Origin of the sequence: Vulcanisaeta distributa JCM 11217, assembly GCF_001316005.1 — an archaeon.
In the GTDB taxonomy this organism is placed as follows: domain Archaea; phylum Thermoproteota; class Thermoprotei; order Thermoproteales; family Thermocladiaceae; genus Vulcanisaeta; species Vulcanisaeta distributa_B.
The window spans coordinates 98202-114391 of the sequence record NZ_BBBJ01000001.1; the positions used below are offsets into that span (position 1 = coordinate 98202).

21 protein-coding genes and 1 pseudogene are annotated in these 16190 nt (G+C 44.2%); 14 read left to right on the forward strand and 8 right to left on the reverse strand.

Annotation, left to right across the window (positions count from 1 at the left end; genetic code table 11):
• Positions 1-6 precede the first annotated feature (6 nt).
• The 5 genes from rpoA1 to JCM11217_RS00620 all read left to right on the forward strand — a co-directional run bounded on the left by rpoA1 (position 7) and on the right by JCM11217_RS00620 (position 5195).
• Positions 7-2691 carry a DNA-directed RNA polymerase subunit A' gene (rpoA1, locus tag JCM11217_RS00600; protein ID WP_054841736.1) on the forward strand — a complete coding sequence of 895 codons (2685 nt, stop codon included), beginning with the start codon at positions 7-9 and terminating at the stop codon, positions 2689-2691.
• A gap of 5 nt (positions 2692-2696) precedes the next feature.
• On the forward strand, positions 2697-3872 hold the full coding sequence (gene rpoA2, locus JCM11217_RS00605) for a DNA-directed RNA polymerase subunit A'' (protein WP_054841892.1): 1176 nt from the start codon (positions 2697-2699) through the stop codon (positions 3870-3872).
• Positions 3873-3934: 62 nt separating this feature from the next.
• On the forward strand, positions 3935-4246 hold the full coding sequence (locus JCM11217_RS00610; RefSeq protein WP_054841737.1) for a 50S ribosomal protein L30e: 312 nt from the start codon (positions 3935-3937) through the stop codon (positions 4244-4246).
• A 5-nt stretch (positions 4247-4251) separates the two neighbouring features.
• Positions 4252-4704, forward strand: coding sequence for a NusA-like transcription termination signal-binding factor (locus tag JCM11217_RS00615; protein WP_054841893.1), 453 nt, complete (start codon positions 4252-4254; stop codon positions 4702-4704).
• Between the two features lie 71 nt (positions 4705-4775).
• Positions 4776-5195 (forward strand): 30S ribosomal protein S12, encoded by a 420-nt coding sequence (locus JCM11217_RS00620; RefSeq protein WP_243678023.1) that lies wholly within the window; start codon positions 4776-4778, stop codon positions 5193-5195.
• 28 nt (positions 5196-5223) lie between these two features.
• On the opposite strand, the gene JCM11217_RS00625 is transcribed toward JCM11217_RS00620, so the two are convergent.
• Together JCM11217_RS00625 and JCM11217_RS00630 are read right to left on the reverse strand one after the other, a co-directional pair.
• On the reverse strand, positions 5224-5757 hold the full coding sequence (locus tag JCM11217_RS00625) for a hypothetical protein (protein ID WP_054841738.1): 534 nt from the start codon (positions 5755-5757) through the stop codon (positions 5224-5226).
• A gap of 143 nt (positions 5758-5900) precedes the next feature.
• The gene (locus JCM11217_RS00630) at positions 5901-6458 is read right to left on the reverse strand and encodes an ADP-ribose-binding protein (protein ID WP_054841739.1); all 558 of its coding nucleotides are present in this window, start codon (positions 6456-6458) and stop codon (positions 5901-5903) included.
• 127 nt (positions 6459-6585) lie between these two features.
• On the opposite strand from JCM11217_RS00630, the gene JCM11217_RS00635 reads away from it, so the two are divergent.
• Complete coding sequence (locus tag JCM11217_RS00635) at positions 6586-7446, forward strand: ATP-binding protein (RefSeq protein ID WP_243677869.1); 861 nt, start codon at positions 6586-6588, stop codon at positions 7444-7446.
• Positions 7446-7631 (forward strand): hypothetical protein, encoded by a 186-nt coding sequence (locus tag JCM11217_RS12190; RefSeq protein ID WP_243677870.1) that lies wholly within the window; start codon positions 7446-7448, stop codon positions 7629-7631. The genes JCM11217_RS00635 and JCM11217_RS12190 overlap by 1 nt, the downstream gene beginning before the upstream one ends.
• Before the next feature lie 5 nt (positions 7632-7636).
• On the opposite strand, the gene JCM11217_RS00640 is transcribed toward JCM11217_RS12190, so the two are convergent.
• On the reverse strand, positions 7637-8884 hold the full coding sequence (locus JCM11217_RS00640) for an MFS transporter (RefSeq protein ID WP_054841895.1): 1248 nt from the start codon (positions 8882-8884) through the stop codon (positions 7637-7639).
• Positions 8885-9004: 120 nt separating this feature from the next.
• Between JCM11217_RS00640 and JCM11217_RS00645 the strand changes: the two genes are divergently transcribed.
• Positions 9005-9337 carry a hypothetical protein gene (locus JCM11217_RS00645; RefSeq protein WP_054841740.1) on the forward strand — a complete coding sequence of 111 codons (333 nt, stop codon included), beginning with the start codon at positions 9005-9007 and terminating at the stop codon, positions 9335-9337.
• Between the two features lie 114 nt (positions 9338-9451).
• Here the strand turns inward: JCM11217_RS00645 and JCM11217_RS00650 are convergent, their stop codons facing one another.
• A complete protein-coding gene (locus JCM11217_RS00650) occupies positions 9452-10390 on the reverse strand; it encodes a carbohydrate kinase family protein (protein WP_054841741.1) in 939 nt (312 codons plus the stop codon).
• The gene (locus JCM11217_RS12195; protein WP_243677871.1) at positions 10380-10679 is read right to left on the reverse strand and encodes a hypothetical protein; all 300 of its coding nucleotides are present in this window, start codon (positions 10677-10679) and stop codon (positions 10380-10382) included. The genes JCM11217_RS00650 and JCM11217_RS12195 overlap by 11 nt, the downstream gene beginning before the upstream one ends.
• Between JCM11217_RS12195 and JCM11217_RS12200 the strand changes: the two genes are divergently transcribed.
• The gene (locus JCM11217_RS12200; RefSeq protein ID WP_243677872.1) at positions 10669-10878 is read left to right on the forward strand and encodes a hypothetical protein; all 210 of its coding nucleotides are present in this window, start codon (positions 10669-10671) and stop codon (positions 10876-10878) included. The two genes, JCM11217_RS12195 and JCM11217_RS12200, sit on opposite strands and share 11 nt — an antisense overlap.
• Before the next feature lie 55 nt (positions 10879-10933).
• Here JCM11217_RS12200 and JCM11217_RS12205 read toward each other — a convergent pair whose 3' ends face one another.
• The gene (locus JCM11217_RS12205) at positions 10934-11431 is read right to left on the reverse strand and encodes an MFS transporter (protein ID WP_243677873.1); all 498 of its coding nucleotides are present in this window, start codon (positions 11429-11431) and stop codon (positions 10934-10936) included.
• Between the two features lie 14 nt (positions 11432-11445).
• Positions 11446-11619 (reverse strand): hypothetical protein, encoded by a 174-nt coding sequence (locus JCM11217_RS12210; protein ID WP_243677874.1) that lies wholly within the window; start codon positions 11617-11619, stop codon positions 11446-11448.
• 104 nt (positions 11620-11723) lie between these two features.
• Here JCM11217_RS12210 and JCM11217_RS00660 point away from each other — a divergent pair, with 104 nt between their 5' ends.
• The 3 genes and pseudogenes from JCM11217_RS00660 to JCM11217_RS12220 all read left to right on the forward strand — a co-directional run bounded on the left by JCM11217_RS00660 (position 11724) and on the right by JCM11217_RS12220 (position 13577).
• Positions 11724-12473 carry a hypothetical protein gene (locus JCM11217_RS00660; protein ID WP_243677875.1) on the forward strand — a complete coding sequence of 250 codons (750 nt, stop codon included), beginning with the start codon at positions 11724-11726 and terminating at the stop codon, positions 12471-12473.
• Between the two features lie 12 nt (positions 12474-12485).
• On the forward strand, positions 12486-12758 hold the full coding sequence (locus JCM11217_RS12215) for a hypothetical protein (protein ID WP_243677876.1): 273 nt from the start codon (positions 12486-12488) through the stop codon (positions 12756-12758).
• Positions 12759-13323: 565 nt separating this feature from the next.
• Positions 13324-13577: pseudogene (locus JCM11217_RS12220) on the forward strand (hypothetical protein).
• Here JCM11217_RS12220 and JCM11217_RS00670 read toward each other — a convergent pair.
• The gene (locus JCM11217_RS00670; protein ID WP_054841742.1) at positions 13558-13959 is read right to left on the reverse strand and encodes an Sjogren's syndrome/scleroderma autoantigen 1 family protein; all 402 of its coding nucleotides are present in this window, start codon (positions 13957-13959) and stop codon (positions 13558-13560) included. The pseudogene JCM11217_RS12220 and the gene JCM11217_RS00670 sit on opposite strands and share 20 nt — an antisense overlap.
• Before the next feature lie 407 nt (positions 13960-14366).
• Between JCM11217_RS00670 and JCM11217_RS00675 the strand changes: the two genes are divergently transcribed.
• Together JCM11217_RS00675 and JCM11217_RS00680 are read left to right on the forward strand one after the other, a co-directional pair.
• Positions 14367-14999, forward strand: coding sequence for an aldo/keto reductase (locus JCM11217_RS00675; RefSeq protein ID WP_243678024.1), 633 nt, complete (start codon positions 14367-14369; stop codon positions 14997-14999).
• Positions 15000-15325: 326 nt separating this feature from the next.
• Entirely contained in the window at positions 15326-16150 is an 825-nt protein-coding gene (locus JCM11217_RS00680) for a pseudouridine synthase (RefSeq protein ID WP_054841743.1), read from the forward strand.
• Positions 16151-16190 lie beyond the last annotated feature (40 nt).

Here is a 16190-nt window from a genome sequence, read left to right on the forward strand (position 1 = left end):
TGAGGGATGGTAGCCCAGACCGAGAAGGTATCCGTTAAGGAGGAGGAAATACCGCTTAAGGCTATAAAGGCCATTAAGTTCTCAATTCTTTCACCAGACGTCATAAGGTCGATGTCTGTCATGGAGATAACGACATCGGAGACCTACGATGAGGCAGGTAGGCCAATGGTCGGTGGGTTAATGGATAGGAGATTGGGCGTCGTTGAGCCTGGCGCTAGGTGTGAGACCTGCGGCAATCCACCTGATAAGTGCCCTGGTCATTTCGGTAGGATAGAGCTTGCAAGGCCGGTAATACATGTTGAGTATGCCAAGTACATCCATGACCTACTCAGGACGACCTGTAGGGAGTGTGGTAGGATATTATTAACGGATGAGGAGATTGAGAAATATAGTAAGAGGTTGGCTAGGTTGAGGGTTAGGTGGAAGTTACTTGCTGATAGGCTTATTGAGAGGATTAGGAAGAAGGCCATGGAGAGGACGGTGTGCCCGCACTGCGGTGCTAAGCAGTATAAGATTAGGTTTGAGAGGCCGTACACCTTCTATGAGGAGAAGGAGAATGGTGTATTGGAGAAGCTTGATCCAATGAAGATTAGGGAGAGGCTTGAGAAGATTCCGGATAGTGACCTGGAGTTATTGGGCTGGGACCCGAAGTTTGCAAGGCCTGAGTGGGCCGTTTTAACGGTGTTACCAGTACCGCCACCGCAGGTTAGACCCTCAATACAACTGGAGACTGGGCAGAGGAGTGAGGATGACTTAACGCATAAGTTAGTTGATATTGTTAGGGTTAATGAGAAGCTTAGAACGGCCATTGACTCGGGCGCACCAAGTAGCGTGGTTGACCAATTATGGGACCTACTTCAGTATCACGTGGCCACCTACTTCAATAATGAATTACCGAACCTACCACCTGTTAAGCATAGGAGTGGTAGGCCTCTGAAGACCCTAGCCCAGAGGCTTAAGGGTAAGGAGGGTAGGTTCAGGGGAAGTCTATCAGGTAAGAGGGTTGACTTCTCATCAAGGACTGTGATCAGCCCAGACCCTAACCTAAGCATTAATGAGGTTGGCGTTCCAATTGATGTTGCTAAGATACTGACGGTACCAATGACGGTTACTGAGTGGAACCTTGAGTTGGCGAGGCAGTTGGTACTTAATGGACCTGAGGTGTGGCCGGGCGCTAATTACGTGATTTACCCGGATGGTAGGAGGGTCGACCTTAGGTACTTCAGGGATAGGCGTGAGTTGGCCAATAAGTTAGCCCCAGGATTTGTCGTTGAGAGGCATTTAATGAATGGTGACATTGTATTGTTCAATAGGCAGCCAAGCCTTCATAGGATGTCTATGATGGGTCACATAGTTAGGGTATTACCTGGCAGGACATTTAGGCTTCACTTAGCGGTTTGCCCACCGTATAACGCTGATTTTGATGGGGGGGATGAGATGAACCTACATGTGCCTCAGAATGAGGAGGCCAGGGCAGAGGCAAAGACGTTAATGCTTGTCCAGAATCACATAATAACGCCTAGGTACGGTGGTCCAATAATAGGCGCTAGGCAGGACTACATAACGGGTGGTTACCTACTTACTAGGAAGGATACGTTCATAAACAGGGAATTGCTCATGTACTTATTAGCCGCGGCTAACTATGACGGTGAAATAGATGAACCAGCCATAATGCATCCGAAGGAGCTTTGGACTGGCAAGCAGGTAATATCGATGCTCCTACCCAAGGACCTAAACTGGGTTCAAGCGACGGCAATTAAGGAGAGCTGTAAAGATCCCTATAACTGCTACACTGATGAGTACATAGTCGTGGTTAACGGTTATATGGCAACTGGAGTCCTTGATAAGAAGTCCATAGGTGCTGAGCAGGTTGACTCGCTATGGCACGTGATAGTTAAGAGATACGGCAATGACTATGCAAGGAGGTGGGTTGACTCGATATTAAGGGCGCTGCTTAGGTTCCTAGACCTTAGGGGATTCTCAATGGGTATTGATTCGTTGGAGATGCCACCCGACAGTTATAAGGAGCTTGAGAAGCTGTATGAGGAGAGTGAGAAGAAGGTCCTTGATTACATACAGAGGTTTAGGGAGGGTAAGCTCGAGGCTGAGCCTGGCTTAACTGTTGAGGAGACGTTGGAAAATGATGTAACGATTGAGTTAAGCCGCGTGAGGGAGGCCGCGGCCCGTGTTGCGGAGAGGTACATTAATAAGGATGGTGAGGCCTACATAATGGCGAAGACCGGCGCTAGGGGGGGTAGTATCGTTAATATAACGCAGATGGTCGCCATGATTGGGCAACAGACAATAAGGGGGGGTGAGCGCTTCAAGAGAGGATTCATTGGAAGGACTACGGCGCACTTCGAACCTGGTGATCTCGGCCCAATAGCTAAGGGATTCGTTAGGAGCAACTTCAAGGTTGGTCTCTCACCACTTGAGTTCTTCTTCCATGCGGCCGGCGGTAGGGATGGCCTAGTGGATACTGCCGTAAGGACTGCCCAAAGTGGTTACATGCAGAGGAGGCTCATTAATGCGTTGCAGGATATTTACGTTGCTTATGATGGGACAGTTAGGAATGCCTCAGGCTCCATAATACAGACTAAGTACGCTGAGGATGGCATTGACGTTAGTAAGAGTGATCACGGCAGGCTTAATCTAGATGAAATATTTAGGAGGGCGGGTATAAGTAGGTGATGGTTATGTCCGAGGTGAATAACGTAGTATCACAGGAGGAATTAAATAACGTATTAGTTCAATTAGCCAATATATTACCTCCAAGGATTATTGATGAACTAAAGAGTAAGCTATCGGGTATGAAAATAACTAGGGAGCAATTAGCGAATCTAGTCAAGATACTAGTCGATGAGTACTATAAAATGCTTATTGATCCTGGGGGGGCGATAGGCATAGTCACAGCGCAGTCCGTTGGTGAGCCAAGTACTCAGATGATCCTCAGGTCATTCCACTTCGCGGGGGGGCTTAGGGAGTTCTCAATGGCGCTTGGCTTACCAAGAATGATAGAGCTGGTTGACGCCAGGAGGAAGCCCTCGGTACCCATGATGACGATATACCTAGATGAGGAGCATAGAAGCGATCCGAATAAGGCTCAGGAGGTTGCCTACAAGATTCAGTTAACAACAATAGAAAATGTAGCTAAGAGTGTTGAAGTTGATTACATCAATTCTCAAATAGTCATTGAGATTGACGAGGATGAGCTCAAGCAAAGGGGGGGTTTAAGCATGGAGGATGTTAGGAAGGTCGTTGAGAGGATCAAAGGTAAGGGTGCCCAGGTGGAGATTGAGGGTAATGTCATTAGGATTACGTTGGAGGAGGCCGACATAATAAAGCTCAGGAGGATTAGGGATAAGGTAATGCAGACGAGACTAGCGGGCATTAAGAATGTTAAGAAGACGTTGGTTAGGTATAAGGATGGCGAGTGGATAATAGAGACTGAGGGCACAAACCTGGAGGCCGTCCTCACGATAGACGGTGTTGATTATAGGAGGACGATATCTAACGATATTCATGAGGTTGCCGAGGTATTAGGAATTGAGGCTGCCAGGACCGTCATAATGAGAGAGTTAAAGAAGGTCCTTGACCAACAGGGTCTGGACACAGACATTAGGCACTTAATGCTCATTTCTGACGTAATGACGTGGACCGGTAGAGTCAGGCAGGTTGGTAGACATGGTGTTGTTGGTGAGAAGGAGAGTCCATTGGCCAGGGCTGCCTTTGAGGTTACGGTTAAGAATCTCGTTGAGGCTTCAATTAAGGGTGAGTTGGAGAACTTCAGGGGAGTTGTTGAGAGTGTTCTTGCTGGTAAGTACATACCAATTGGCACTGGTATTGTTCAGTTGCTAATGGAATTTGAGTAAAATAATACTTAAGCCTATCGTTGGCATTAGGTTTAAATAGGGTTTTTTCAGGGCTGTCTTGAATGATTGATATTTCACGAGAACTACAGGTAGCGTTAAACACGGGTAAGGTGACCCTTGGTTATAGGGAATCACTTAAGGCAGTAATTGATGGATCAGCAAAACTAGTAATATTGGCATCTAATGCGCCGGCTGAGGTCATGAACACCATACAGTACTACGCAAAGATTTCAAACGTGCCAGTGTATGTGTTTCAAGGATCAAGTTGGGACCTTGGTGCAGCCGTTAGAAAGCCCTTCAAGATCTCAACAATAGCCATAATTGATCCAGGAGAAAGCAATATATTGGCTTTAGCAGCACAACGTACTGGGTGATCATAATGCCTAGCATTAGATTAACAGAAGAGGAAATTAGATACGTGGCATTGTTTGAAAAGATAACTGGAATAACACCGAGAGATACAGTAATTGATCCTCAGTATAATAGGATAATATTCATCGTTGATAAGAATTTCGCGCCGCTCGCCGTTGGTAAGAATGGCGTTAACATTAGAAAGCTTAAGGAATTAACAGGTAAGGATGTTGAGGTTGTGGAGTATGGAGAGACTCCCGAGGAACTTATTAAGAATAGTCTATATCCGGCGAGGGTTCTTTCCGTGAAAATAACAAAATTACCTAATAATGGTAGTATAGCCATAGCCACTGTGCATAACGAGGATAAGGCAATAGCAATAGGTAGACAGGGAAGGAACATTAATAGGGCTAAATTACTGGCTAAGCGGTACTTCGATATTGATAAGATAAAGATAGTATCGCCAGAACAAAGCCAGTGACGTGAGGAAAAAGTAAATAAGCACTTAAATCAACGGTGATAACGATGCCCGGTAAAAAATCACCGCTTGGCATGTTCGCTGCCAGGGGGGGATTGAGAGAGAAGAGGAAGAAGTTTAGATGGAGTGACACGTATTATAAGAGGAGGATGCTAGGCATAGCCAAGAAATTCGACCCACTTGAAGGAGCGCCAATGGCTAGAGGAATAGTCCTTGAGAAGGTCGGTGTTGAGGCAAGAAAACCAAACGCAGCCGTGAGGAAGTGCGTCAGGGTCCAAATAACTAAGAATGGTAAGGTGGTTACGGCATTCGTGCCATGGGACGGCGGGTTAAACATAATAAATGAGCATGATGAGGTTATAATCGAGAGGATAGGCGGTCCTGAGGGTAGGGCTTATGGAGACCTACCCGGCGTTAGGTTTAGAGTCATAATGGTTAATGGCGTTAGCTTAAAGGCCATTTTGCAAGGTAAGAAGCAGAAACCCGTTAGGTAATTTTAACTTAAGATTTAGGACTAATTAATTAATCCTCAGATCCTTGGCTATCATCATTACCCTGATTGTTATTACCTTCATGTTCTTTCTCATGCTCACCAACGGGCTTTATCGTTATTAATGGCTTATTAATGACATTGGGTGGCCCCCCCTTAGGGTTAGGCTTGACCGTGTAGTAAACGGTTATTGATACTGTGTAATTACCTGGTGTTAAGTACACGGTATACTCGTCCCTATGTAGGTTAAGCGTTACTGTTTGATTGCCAATGGTAATAATAACCGTGAAATTACTAAAGACATCATCCAAGCCTTCATGGTGAAGTTTAACCTTGAAGTATCCCGAGGAGTTAACGTATAGATATGCCGTGGCCTTAGCGGTGCCGCTCATTCCTGGCGTCAGGTTACCGAGGTTTATGTAGGCAGCAACGGTACTGTATGTAGGAGGTGGTGGCAGGATTAGGTGATAGCTTAAGTAGGCGAGTATGCCATTCATGTTGGCGGCAACAGCCATTCCACTGAGTCCTGCTAGGAAGGCCAGTGCTATTAGTAGCCACGTCTTCATATTAAAAAGAGGAATTGATCGCTAATTAATAAAAGTTGCGCGACATAAGTATTTAAAGAGTAGTGTCTCGGCATATTTTTAAGTGATGTAAAGGTTTCCGGCCTGACAAATTGATGACATCACCCCCCCTTACTGACATTGAACTAACCAACCCTATAATCCCTTAACTCATCATTAAATATCCTATTAAATACGTTGAATGCCTCATCGCCATAAAGGCAAATAATTATCCTCCTCACACTCTTAAGGCCCAATGCCTCTCTCTTAATTGCCCGCGCCATTATCCTCGCCGCATCCTCATATGGACACCCAAATATACCAGTACTAATTGCCGGGAAGGCTATACTAGCCAGCCCTAATTCCTCAGCCTTCCTAAGCGAATTTGTTACTGCATCATCGAGTTTCTCAATGGGTTCAACGCCGCATCTGGGTCCAACGGCGTGAATCACGTATTTAGCCTTTAACTTACCTGCACCGGTAACGGCAACGCCACCAACTGGAACAGGGCCATACTTCCTAACCCACTCCCTGGACTCCTCCTGAATAACCCAACCACCCTTCCTAACGATGGCTCCGGCAACACCACCGCCGTGTTCAAGATATGAATTAGCGGCATTAACAATAGCATCAGCTTCAATTTCTGTTATATCGCCCTTAGTTAGCTCCACAGTGACTCCATTGGGAAATCTGAAGCTGGGCATATACAATGTTTAATTCAATAAAGCATCCTTATATGCATTAAAGTGTAAACTTTATAACTGGCTACCTACCCAGTTACTGTAGGTAGCCAGTGCTCTTTGATCCGAAGCCTAAGGAAAGAAGGAGGATTTGTTTGATCGGGATGATGAATTGAACAAGCTCAGGACTGGGCTTGGTTATCCGGTCACTTTATTGCTTGGTATAAGGAGGAGTGGTAAGTCGTCATTAATTAAGGTGCTTATGAGTGAGGAGAAGGACGTAATATGGATATACCTTGACCTGAGGAAGTATGAAGGCTATGCATACATAACCTATAAACATCTATTGAACGAATTTGAGAGGGCATTAAATACTTGGCCGAAATTCCTGAGGGAATTACTGCGTGGAATTCGTGGGGGGGTGATTATTTCAGGGTCTGGGTTTGAGATTAAATTAAGTTGGAGTAAGGATAGAGTTGAGCTTGCTGATTTATTTGATAAGTTGTCTAGCATTAGTGAGCGTGAAGGCCGTAGAATTGTAATCGTGTTTGATGAGTCCCAGGAGCTTAGGAAGCTGAAGGGGTTTAATATATTGTATCCACTTGCCTATGCATACGATAATCTTAAATTGAGCTTCATATTTACTGGGTCTCAAATCGGCATGGTTTACAGGTTTTTAAGACTTAAGGATCCAAGTTCGCCATTGTTTGGGAGAGCGATGTTTGAGGTTCGCGTAAATCCATTTACGAGAGAGCAATCGATTGAGTTTCTTAGGACCGGGTTTAGGGAGGTTGGTATTTCCGTAAGTAATAACTTACTTGAAAGTGTATATGATGAGTTGGGTGGTATACCTGGTTGGTTAACATACTACGGCTTTAATTATCTGCAATTCGGCGATCATGAGGAGGCGATAAAGAGGACACTGGAGTATGCGGTACAACTTATTAGGCAGGAATTTGAAAACTTCCTGAGGGGGGGTAGGGAGGAGGCTAGGGAACGTTACTACGCATAATGGGTCTATGCAAGAATGGATGCAGGTGGAGCGATGTTAAGAGAATGCTGGAGGCTAAGGAGGGCTATCGCATTGATGATAAGAAGGTAACGGAGTTACTACAAAACCTAGTGGATTCATCATTTCTGGTTAAGGATGGTGACATCTATAAGCCAAGTGACCCATTAATTACTAGGGCATTTTAATTCATTCATCCAAATAGAGGTACCTTGGTGCGCTTCGGTGGCTTGGGCACGGCAATCCATAAAGCACCTGATATAAATGCTAGTATAAGCACTATTAGCAGGGCGTGTTCTAGGGCGCCGATCTCGCCATAAATGGGCACGTAGTACTGCGCGAGCAATCCCGTTATTAATGAGCCAAGGACATTACCACCTGTAACCGCGCCATTCCAGACAATAGACGTCGCCCAACTAACCTGTTCCCTCGGGAATAAGTCTCCAAGTACAGCCATTATCAATGGGAAGTTACTGAGTACGAATAGTATGGCGAAGAATGCGAAGATTAGGTTGCCAGTGTATATGAAGGCTATGAATAATATTGCAAAGGCAAACGTAGATAAAGATGCAATGAGTCTCCTGCCTACCTTATCGCTTAACCAGCCAAGTACTGGCTGACCCACTATGGCTGAGGCGAGCAATACTGATAATACCTCGCCATAAGTTACACTAAGCTTTATGCCAAGCACCTTATTTATGTATATCCCGAGGAACGTCTGTATACCCTGACCAGCCGTGTTTCTTAGGAGTGTTATCAGGAATAGAAGTGCGATTAGCATTATTGATGCCTTAAGAGCCCTAGAATTACTAGGTGGGTCACCCTTATTTTTCCTCTCGTAGGCATTAACATCAAATATGTAAATTCCGTATAACAATACCACAAGACCCACGATAAACGTTACCAAGGCTAATATCCATAGGTTGAAAACGGCACTCACCGCGCCTGCAAAGACAAGTACCGACCCAATGAGTGGATAAAGAGTCCTACCTAGACTCCCAAATGCGCCATTTATACCTAGGGCTGAGCCAGCCGTTCCGCCGTAAGTTGCTGATAATAATGCACTGCCTATTGGATGATAATAGGCGGCACCGACGCCAGCTAATACCACGCTTATGTATACTAGGTATAAGTCATGTATTAGAAAACCTATTGAGGTGAGTCCAATGGCGAATGCCCATAGGAACATGCCGAGCGCCATGGCTCTCATGTGACCGCCAAGCCACCTAATACTAAGTGGTACTAGGGGGCTTGCTATTGCTGATATAGCTGCGTAGAGTGCGGATAGTAGGCCTATTATTGCGTAGTTAACACCCATTTGATTTAATACTGGGAGTATTATTCCGGGTATTAGCCACATATTTCCATCATTAATGAAGTGGCCAATCGATGTTAATCCAAGTATTGTCGCCCTATCTTTGCTCCTTTCTCCCTGTATCATTAGCGTTAGGGCTACCCTAATGCTTTTTAAACCAATCGCGCCTAACAAGAATTCATGAAATGATTAATGAATCACCAACAGGCGCGAAATGCTCATAAATTAAGCATAGCGTTAAGCGCGATGGCGAAGGTAGTCTTCCTAATAATGAGTGATGACGTTAAGATGGATTTAGCACTAACAATGGCTGCAAACACCGTCGGCACAAATAGGTATGAGGACTTCAAAGTCATATTCTGGGGTCCTGCCCAGGAAAGGCTATTGAGGCTTGAGGGTCCTGCCAGAGATAATTTCGAGAAATTGCTAAGGGCGGGTGCAATTGATAGTGCATGCATTAATTATGCGAGGAATAAGGGAATAGAGCAAGAGCTAACCAAGATAGGTATTAAGTTACATCCTGCCGGTGATAGGGTTGCGTACTACATAAATAATGGGTATCAAGTGTTGGTGTTTTGAATTTAATCAGAAAATGAAAGGGTAAATTTCTCAAACTTTCCTTAACCTCTCAGTTACTAAGTTTAGAAATAAGTGCTAATTACTGGTATTAAATGACTTAATCAATACCAATTTTTACCAATTGTTAACGGGATGAGACCTACCAATTAATTGATCCTTGAGATCAGGTAATTCTAATGGCGTTAAGTATTGAATTCTTAATGCAGCAATCCTATTGCCTAAATCGCAGGAATCAGCAGGGCTTAGGCCGTACATGATGCCCGCTATGTAGGCTGCATTAAATGCATCGCCAGCGCCTATCGTCGTCACAATATTACTCACGTTATAGGGCTGGCATTGTTGAATCTCGCCATTATTCACTAGGGCAGCGCCATTACTGCCTAGCTTTACTACGGCAATGACGTTAGTGCCGTATATAGCATTTCTCAAACCATTCATATTGCTAAATAATCTCTTCATCTCCTCCTCATTCATGAGAACAGTATCCACGGACTTAACCAGGTTAATTATGAGGTCCCTATTGCTGATGGAGGGACCCGTATCGAGGAATATTTGGATTGAATATTCGCGGGCAATTTTAATTAACTCAGTAAATGTGTTAATGATATCCCTCGTAAACGATGCGTAAAAACCATTAATGAATATAGCCCTTGAATTCCTAATGATACCTTCATCAATATCATTAATCACTAACTCCCTACCAACGCCTAGATAACCCATGAAGGCATGGCCATTGATGCCGATTATGTTGTTGGATATTGTTACGAATCCACGCACTCTCTTCATAAACCCTGTGTGCGCGCCGGCGTCGTTAAGGTATTTAATGAGCGCGTCAGAGAACGGGTCGTCGCCTACCCTATCAATGACGGCGACCTTAAGGCCCAGTTTACGGGCTATTAAGGCCGTGGTGCACGCACCACCTGGTGATAACGCGATTATATCGGATACCGAAACGTCACCAGCCCTAATTGGTAATTCCCTAACCCTATAATAAATATCCAATACACAGTCAGAGATTATTACCAGGTCAAATTTATCCTCATTACTTCTCATGCTCCCACGCACTAATGCTAATTCCCTTACCAGTCTCAACACCGATCAAGTACCAAGCAAGGGAGGCTGCGAAACCAACACCGAATATCGTAACCGCCAATGCTAGATATAAACTCACTGGCAGGTAAGACGACAGGAATATCACCGGTATTGAACCACCCAACGACATAACCCTAACAGCCGCGGTATAGGAACCCCCCCTGCGCCTCGTAACCCAATACTCAGATTTTAGCGTATCTTCAGTTAGGAAGTACGTATTTACGAGCATTGAGAATAATATGAAGAGCACCCAAAAGATGTATTGGTCATTTACGAGACTACTAATTAATGATAGTATAAGTACTGAGATAACCAGGGATCCTAACGATGAGATGAGCAATAGCAATTTCCTGCTAACCTTGTCAGCGAACATACTTACTGGTATTCCGGAGATGAAGGATGCTGCCGAGAAGGCGAAGATAAGCCAATTGGTGAGACTGGGGAAGTAGTAGGGCCCGAAGGTTAATACCATTAATGTGAAACCGGCGGTATACGACCAGCCAATTAAGCCCCCCCAATCACTACCCTAACTGGTAATGGTGGTAACCTTATGGATGCTCGATTACCTTCCTTTAAATTAAGTCTCTGATCCTCAGTAATTGTTCTCCTAGCCCTGAGCCAGTATGGTGATTCGGGAATTAATGACCTAAGTAGGTAAAGCACTGGGATTATTACGAGTATCGTCAATCCAAGCGCAAGTTTTTGAAGCGTCACTGACGTTATGCTGGCCAGGGCCAAGGCCGCGGCTAAAACGCCGCCGAAGTTTGTGAAGTTAAGTATTAAGTAGACAGCACGGCTCCTAACACCGCTTGGGAAGTATTCATGGGATGAAATCATAACCGTATTATACTCACCACCAACGGCGAGCATTAATATGGCTATGGAAAATAGCAAGAATGCATAGTTAATACTAAGTATTAGACTCAGGGAACCTACTACGTACATAATCAACGATAAGTAAAGGCTCCTTCTCCTACCAATGGCGTCCGATATGGGTCCCATTATAGCGCCGCCGATTAGTAGCCATAGAGGTGGCAGATGGATAGTAGGGCAATTAGGGTCCTCGGTACTGAGACCCAGTTGGAGGCTATGTAGGCTATGGAGTATATGTAAGCCTCAATCGTGGTGCTTATGGAAAATACCGTGAAAATCAACGCATGCACCCTATCCCATTTTTCGTTATTCATCATGATAGGATATCCATCCTATTTATAAAGAATTCCTATCATGAACCCACGAATGAATTAAAGCATGATTTGCGCAAGGAATATTAACTAATCACGATCATTAATAAATGATGGATTTATCGTTAATTTTGGGTATTATTGGGCCTATAGTTACTATAGTCACGATTTTGGGTACGACGCTTTACTGGCTCGGTGGCAAGTTTAAGGAGATTGACATGAGGTTTAAGCAGATGGATGAAAGGTTCAAACAAATCGATGAGAGGTTTAAGCAAATCGACGAAAGGTTCGAGCAAATTGACAGAAGGTTCGAGGAAATAGATAAGAGATTCGAAAAGATAGATGAACGCTTTAATGAAATAGATAAGAGGTTTGACGTACTCGAGAGAGATTTAAAGGGTTACGTGGACACCAGGTTTGGTGAACTCAAGGGTTATGTTGATTTAAGGATTAATGAGTTTAGGAATTATATGGATGGACGATTTAATAGGCTCATTAATGTTATTTCCGGCCAGAATGAGTTCATCACAGAGTTTCTCGGTTTTAGGGGTGTTCTTGATAGTAAGGATGTAAGTTTCGTTAAGGCTACGCTGCGCAGTATGATTACAATGGCTACTAATCCACTTACAGAGACTGAGAAGAAGAGGTTGCTTGAGCTCATTGATAAGGATGAGTTAACGCTTGAGGAGGCCGATGAATTACTGCAATTGGCTAGGAAGTTCGTCATAGAGTATGGTGATAAAGGGCCTGATGTTTGGAAGTTATTATGGTATGCGGCGGCAATGCACGGTATAACGCTTAGGAAACTTGAAGAGAAGAAGGCGAGGGAGGGTCAGGGAAGGGGGGGTTCCAGTGAATAGTTAGGGTTTTAATTGCCTGGGTTCGTTGGTTCTCTCGTGAAGATTAATCTTGGTAAGGATTGGATCGACTTCGTGGTTGAGAATGAGGATGACCTATACGTAATTTACCTATTGATTGATCCTGGCGATATTCTTTATGGCTGGACTGTTAGGGAGTTTAGGGGGGGTAAGGAGGGTTCCAGGGGGGGCGAGAGAGTTAGGATTTACGTTGGTCTTAGGGTTGAGGGACTTGAGTACCACGCCTTCAGGGGGGGTACGCTTATTAGGGGGGGGCGTGCTTATTGAGGTTCCTGAGTGGTTTGAGGGTGCCCGGGGGGGTAGTCACCACACGATGGAGTTGTCCTATGGGCTTGAGTATAGGTTGGTTAAGCCTAATGGGATTGATAGGGAGTTCATTGGCAAGGTTCTGGATATGTTCAGTGGGGGGGCTTCAATAAGTGTGCTACTGGTTTCGGTTTCCATGGAGGAGGTCGCTGTTGCTCATATTCGTAGGTTTGGTAGGGAGTTGCTTGGGACGATACCAATACAGGGCAGTGGTAAGGAGGGTGAGGATTCGCTTGATAGGTTTAGGAGGTCGCTTAGGAATGCGCTTACTCAGGTTAAGCAGTGGGTGCAGGTTAGGAGGCCGACGCACATTGTGGTTGTTGGTAATCATATGACGCTTTCAATTGCTAAGGACATTATTAACGATGAACTGAACAAATTAGGCATATCGATTATTTACCATGAGCAGGGTGAGGGTGGTTTGGCAGGTGTTTATGAGTTTGAGAGGGTTGGCGTTGATGTTCTTAGGAAGTTGAACATAAGTCTTGGACAGGAATATGTGGATGAAGTATTCAGTAGATTAGGTATGAATAATGGATTAGTCGCAGTGGGCATTGACGAGGTTAGGAAGGCACTTGAGTTTGGTGCCGTTGAGACGATGATAGTCCTTGATGAGACGTATAAGGAGAGGGTGATGAAATGAGGAATTTAATAAGCATGGTGCTTAGGACCAGGGCGAACCTCGTAATAATACCGTCAAGTACCGAGGGTGGTGAGAAGTTGAGGAGTATTGGTGGTATTGCCGCACTACTTAGATTCCCTATTTCTTCTCAGCCTTAGTGCTGGTTCCTGGCGATCCCTGGTTTATTATCTGCGTTATCTTGTCGTAAGCCTCTAGGATAAGAACCATGGACTTGACGAGTTCATTTATCCTATCTATGTCCTTAGTCTCCTTAAGCTCGTTATTGATCATCACCAACCTCTCATAGAGCGTGTCCCTAATGTCCATGAGACCGTACTTAATCATGACCTCCTTCTCCTCAGCATCAGACCTAACAATCACAACAGGCCTGTCACAGTTAGCGCAGTAATACTCGCCAGTCTTGAGTCTAAGCAGTGGAGTACCGCAGACCGGGCATGTGTAACTAGTCAGCGTCGCCCCCCCAGCCCTAATTAACTGAGCCATCTTCTTGGCAACCAAGTCCCTACTACTGACACTCACGTTGCTAAGCTAATGCTACCTGCTTATAAACCCAACGAAGCAATGCCCAAGTTAAGTATTTTAAAGCCTTGATTAGGTTCTTCGCTAAGTGATGAGTGACATGCCATGTGACTGGTGATCGATCCTGGGGGGGTACCTGATTACATTTACACTAAGAAATAAGGTTAATAGAGTCTGAATGCATGCGGCATCCGTGGAATATAGGGTATTTAGTAAGACCGGCGTTAAGATATCCATAATAGGCATGGGAACGTATTATGACCCAGGCTGGATAATACTATCAAGACTCGGTATAAGACCTGGCTACGCGAGAAAGCTCAGGCTTTAAAGGTTGGCCTGGAGGGGGGGGCATTAACTTCATAGATACGGCAGAGATTTACGGCTCAGAACCACTGGTCGGCGAGGCTATCAAGGATTTCAATAGGGAGGAATTGTTCATAGCCACTAAGGTCTGGCCAACGCATCTCAAGTACGACGCCGTCATTAAGGCTGCGAAAAGAAGCCTTGAGAGACTGGGTGTTAAGTACATAGACCTATACCAAATACACTTCCCAAATAGGAGAGTTCCAATTACGGAGACCATGAGGGCCATGGAGTACTTAGTCGATAATGGATTAATAAGGTTCATAGGACTTAGCAACTTCAGTCTTGAACAAATTATTGAAGCTCAGAACGCATTGAAGAAGCACGAGATCGTTTCCATTCAAATGCCCTATAGCCTAATGGATAGGAGAATTGAGAATGATATAATACCATACGCGAAGAAGAATGGTATAGCTGTGATAGCGTATTACCCACTTGGTCATGGAAAGCTCATTAGTAGATTTCCAAGAGATGCCCTGGAAATGATAAGTAGAAACCATGGTACAAAGACCGCGGCCCAAATAGTGCTTAATTGGATAATTAGTAAGCATGAGCATGTATTCCCAATACCTAGAGCCTCGAACCCCCCCAATCACGTCAGAGAAAACCTTGGCGTTGCAGGTTGGAGATTAACTGATGAAGAAATTAGGTATCTTGAGGGTATTAGATTTTCTTGAGTTACAGTCTTCGAATCAGCGCTGGCAATAATTAATTAAACAATTGATTCAGTGAGTCATGGAAGGTGCATAATAATCATATAAGTATTTCATGAGTACCTTGGTTCAGTAAGGTTATACGATAATGAGAAAAGGACCTTTAAGCTAAAGTTTTGATACGGTGCTTACGAGCAAGCCTTGAAAATTGCGCCATTATTAGGGAGTTGAGGCCTATGCAGTTAGATTATGGTAATTATTAGGATAGTTGTCGTTAATTCTCCTAAAGGTACCTAATAACTTTATAATTAGCACTATTTTTAATCCCTAGTAGTAATTACGTATATTCAATGCCGACAATGGCCTTTAAGGTGTTTTATGATGGATCATTATTTAGTGGATTTACCGGCAGTACTAACTCCATTGAGTATTACCTGAGGAGGGCCATTAGGTACTTCATTAAGGACTTTAAGTTAAGTAAGGCCTCAAGGACTGACCCAGGGGGGGTTAGTGCCATCGGTAACGTAATCTCAATAAAATATGGCGATAGTATTAGGTTAGTACCTGGTATGTTAAATTCTAGGTTGCCGAATGGAATTAGGATATGGGCCTGGGCTAAGGTTGGTGATGATTTTCGTGCAAGGGCTGCGGTGTCTAGGACCTATGTCTATGTAATGCCCTGGCTCTATGAGGATGTTGATTTAATGAGGAAGGCGGCGGAATTATTTGTGGGTGTTCATGATCTAGCTAATTTCCAGGTTAGGGAGAGGGGGGGTGTGCCGACCACGGTAATGGTAAATAGCGTTAACGTTGAGAGGCTTGGTGATTATTTGGTTTTTACCGTTGTTGGTCGTGGGTTTAGGAATAAGATGATTAGGAAGATTGTCAACGCCCTTAGAATGGTTGGTTCTAATGTATTGACTATTGATGAATTACGGGACTTAATAGAGATGAGGATTAGAAGACCAATACCGCCTGCGCCACCCTATGGATTATTATTGCTGAATGTGAGTTATGGCGATAGGGAGCCAGCCTGGATCTCTAGTATTAATGATGTTTCCTACGTAGTTAATTACTTGGTAAGTAGGTGGTATAATTCATTATCTAGTTCCTTTGTTATTTCAAAAATTCTTCATGATTTTATGGATATAAATAAATTATTTAGCCGTATTTAAACATAACATGGACCAAATGTTTAAATAATAAATAAAATAA

What these genes read in the sequence shown, in the direction of transcription:
- rpoA1 (WP_054841736.1), top strand. Translation starts at nt 7, where the DNA reads ATGGTAGCCCAGACCGAGAAGGTATCCGTTAAGGAGGAGGAAATACCG.
- rpoA2 (WP_054841892.1), top strand. Translation starts at nt 2,697, where the DNA reads ATGTCCGAGGTGAATAACGTAGTATCACAGGAGGAATTAAATAACGTA.
- JCM11217_RS00610 (WP_054841737.1), top strand. Translation starts at nt 3,935, where the DNA reads ATGATTGATATTTCACGAGAACTACAGGTAGCGTTAAACACGGGTAAG.
- JCM11217_RS00615 (WP_054841893.1), top strand. Translation starts at nt 4,252, where the DNA reads ATGCCTAGCATTAGATTAACAGAAGAGGAAATTAGATACGTGGCATTG.
- JCM11217_RS00620 (WP_243678023.1), top strand. Translation starts at nt 4,776, where the DNA reads ATGTTCGCTGCCAGGGGGGGATTGAGAGAGAAGAGGAAGAAGTTTAGA.
- JCM11217_RS00625 (WP_054841738.1), bottom strand. Translation starts at nt 5,757, where the DNA reads ATGAAGACGTGGCTACTAATAGCACTGGCCTTCCTAGCAGGACTCAGT.
- JCM11217_RS00630 (WP_054841739.1), bottom strand. Translation starts at nt 6,458, where the DNA reads ATGCCCAGCTTCAGATTTCCCAATGGAGTCACTGTGGAGCTAACTAAG.
- JCM11217_RS12190 (WP_243677870.1), top strand. Translation starts at nt 7,446, where the DNA reads ATGGGTCTATGCAAGAATGGATGCAGGTGGAGCGATGTTAAGAGAATG.
- JCM11217_RS00640 (WP_054841895.1), bottom strand. Translation starts at nt 8,884, where the DNA reads ATGATACAGGGAGAAAGGAGCAAAGATAGGGCGACAATACTTGGATTA.
- JCM11217_RS00645 (WP_054841740.1), top strand. Translation starts at nt 9,005, where the DNA reads ATGGCGAAGGTAGTCTTCCTAATAATGAGTGATGACGTTAAGATGGAT.
- JCM11217_RS00650 (WP_054841741.1), bottom strand. Translation starts at nt 10,390, where the DNA reads ATGAGAAGTAATGAGGATAAATTTGACCTGGTAATAATCTCTGACTGT.
- JCM11217_RS12200 (WP_243677872.1), top strand. Translation starts at nt 10,669, where the DNA reads ATGAAGAGCACCCAAAAGATGTATTGGTCATTTACGAGACTACTAATT.
- JCM11217_RS12205 (WP_243677873.1), bottom strand. Translation starts at nt 11,431, where the DNA reads ATGGGACCCATATCGGACGCCATTGGTAGGAGAAGGAGCCTTTACTTA.
- JCM11217_RS12210 (WP_243677874.1), bottom strand. Translation starts at nt 11,619, where the DNA reads ATGATGAATAACGAAAAATGGGATAGGGTGCATGCGTTGATTTTCACG.
- JCM11217_RS00660 (WP_243677875.1), top strand. Translation starts at nt 11,724, where the DNA reads ATGATGGATTTATCGTTAATTTTGGGTATTATTGGGCCTATAGTTACT.
- JCM11217_RS00680 (WP_054841743.1), top strand. Translation starts at nt 15,326, where the DNA reads ATGCCGACAATGGCCTTTAAGGTGTTTTATGATGGATCATTATTTAGT.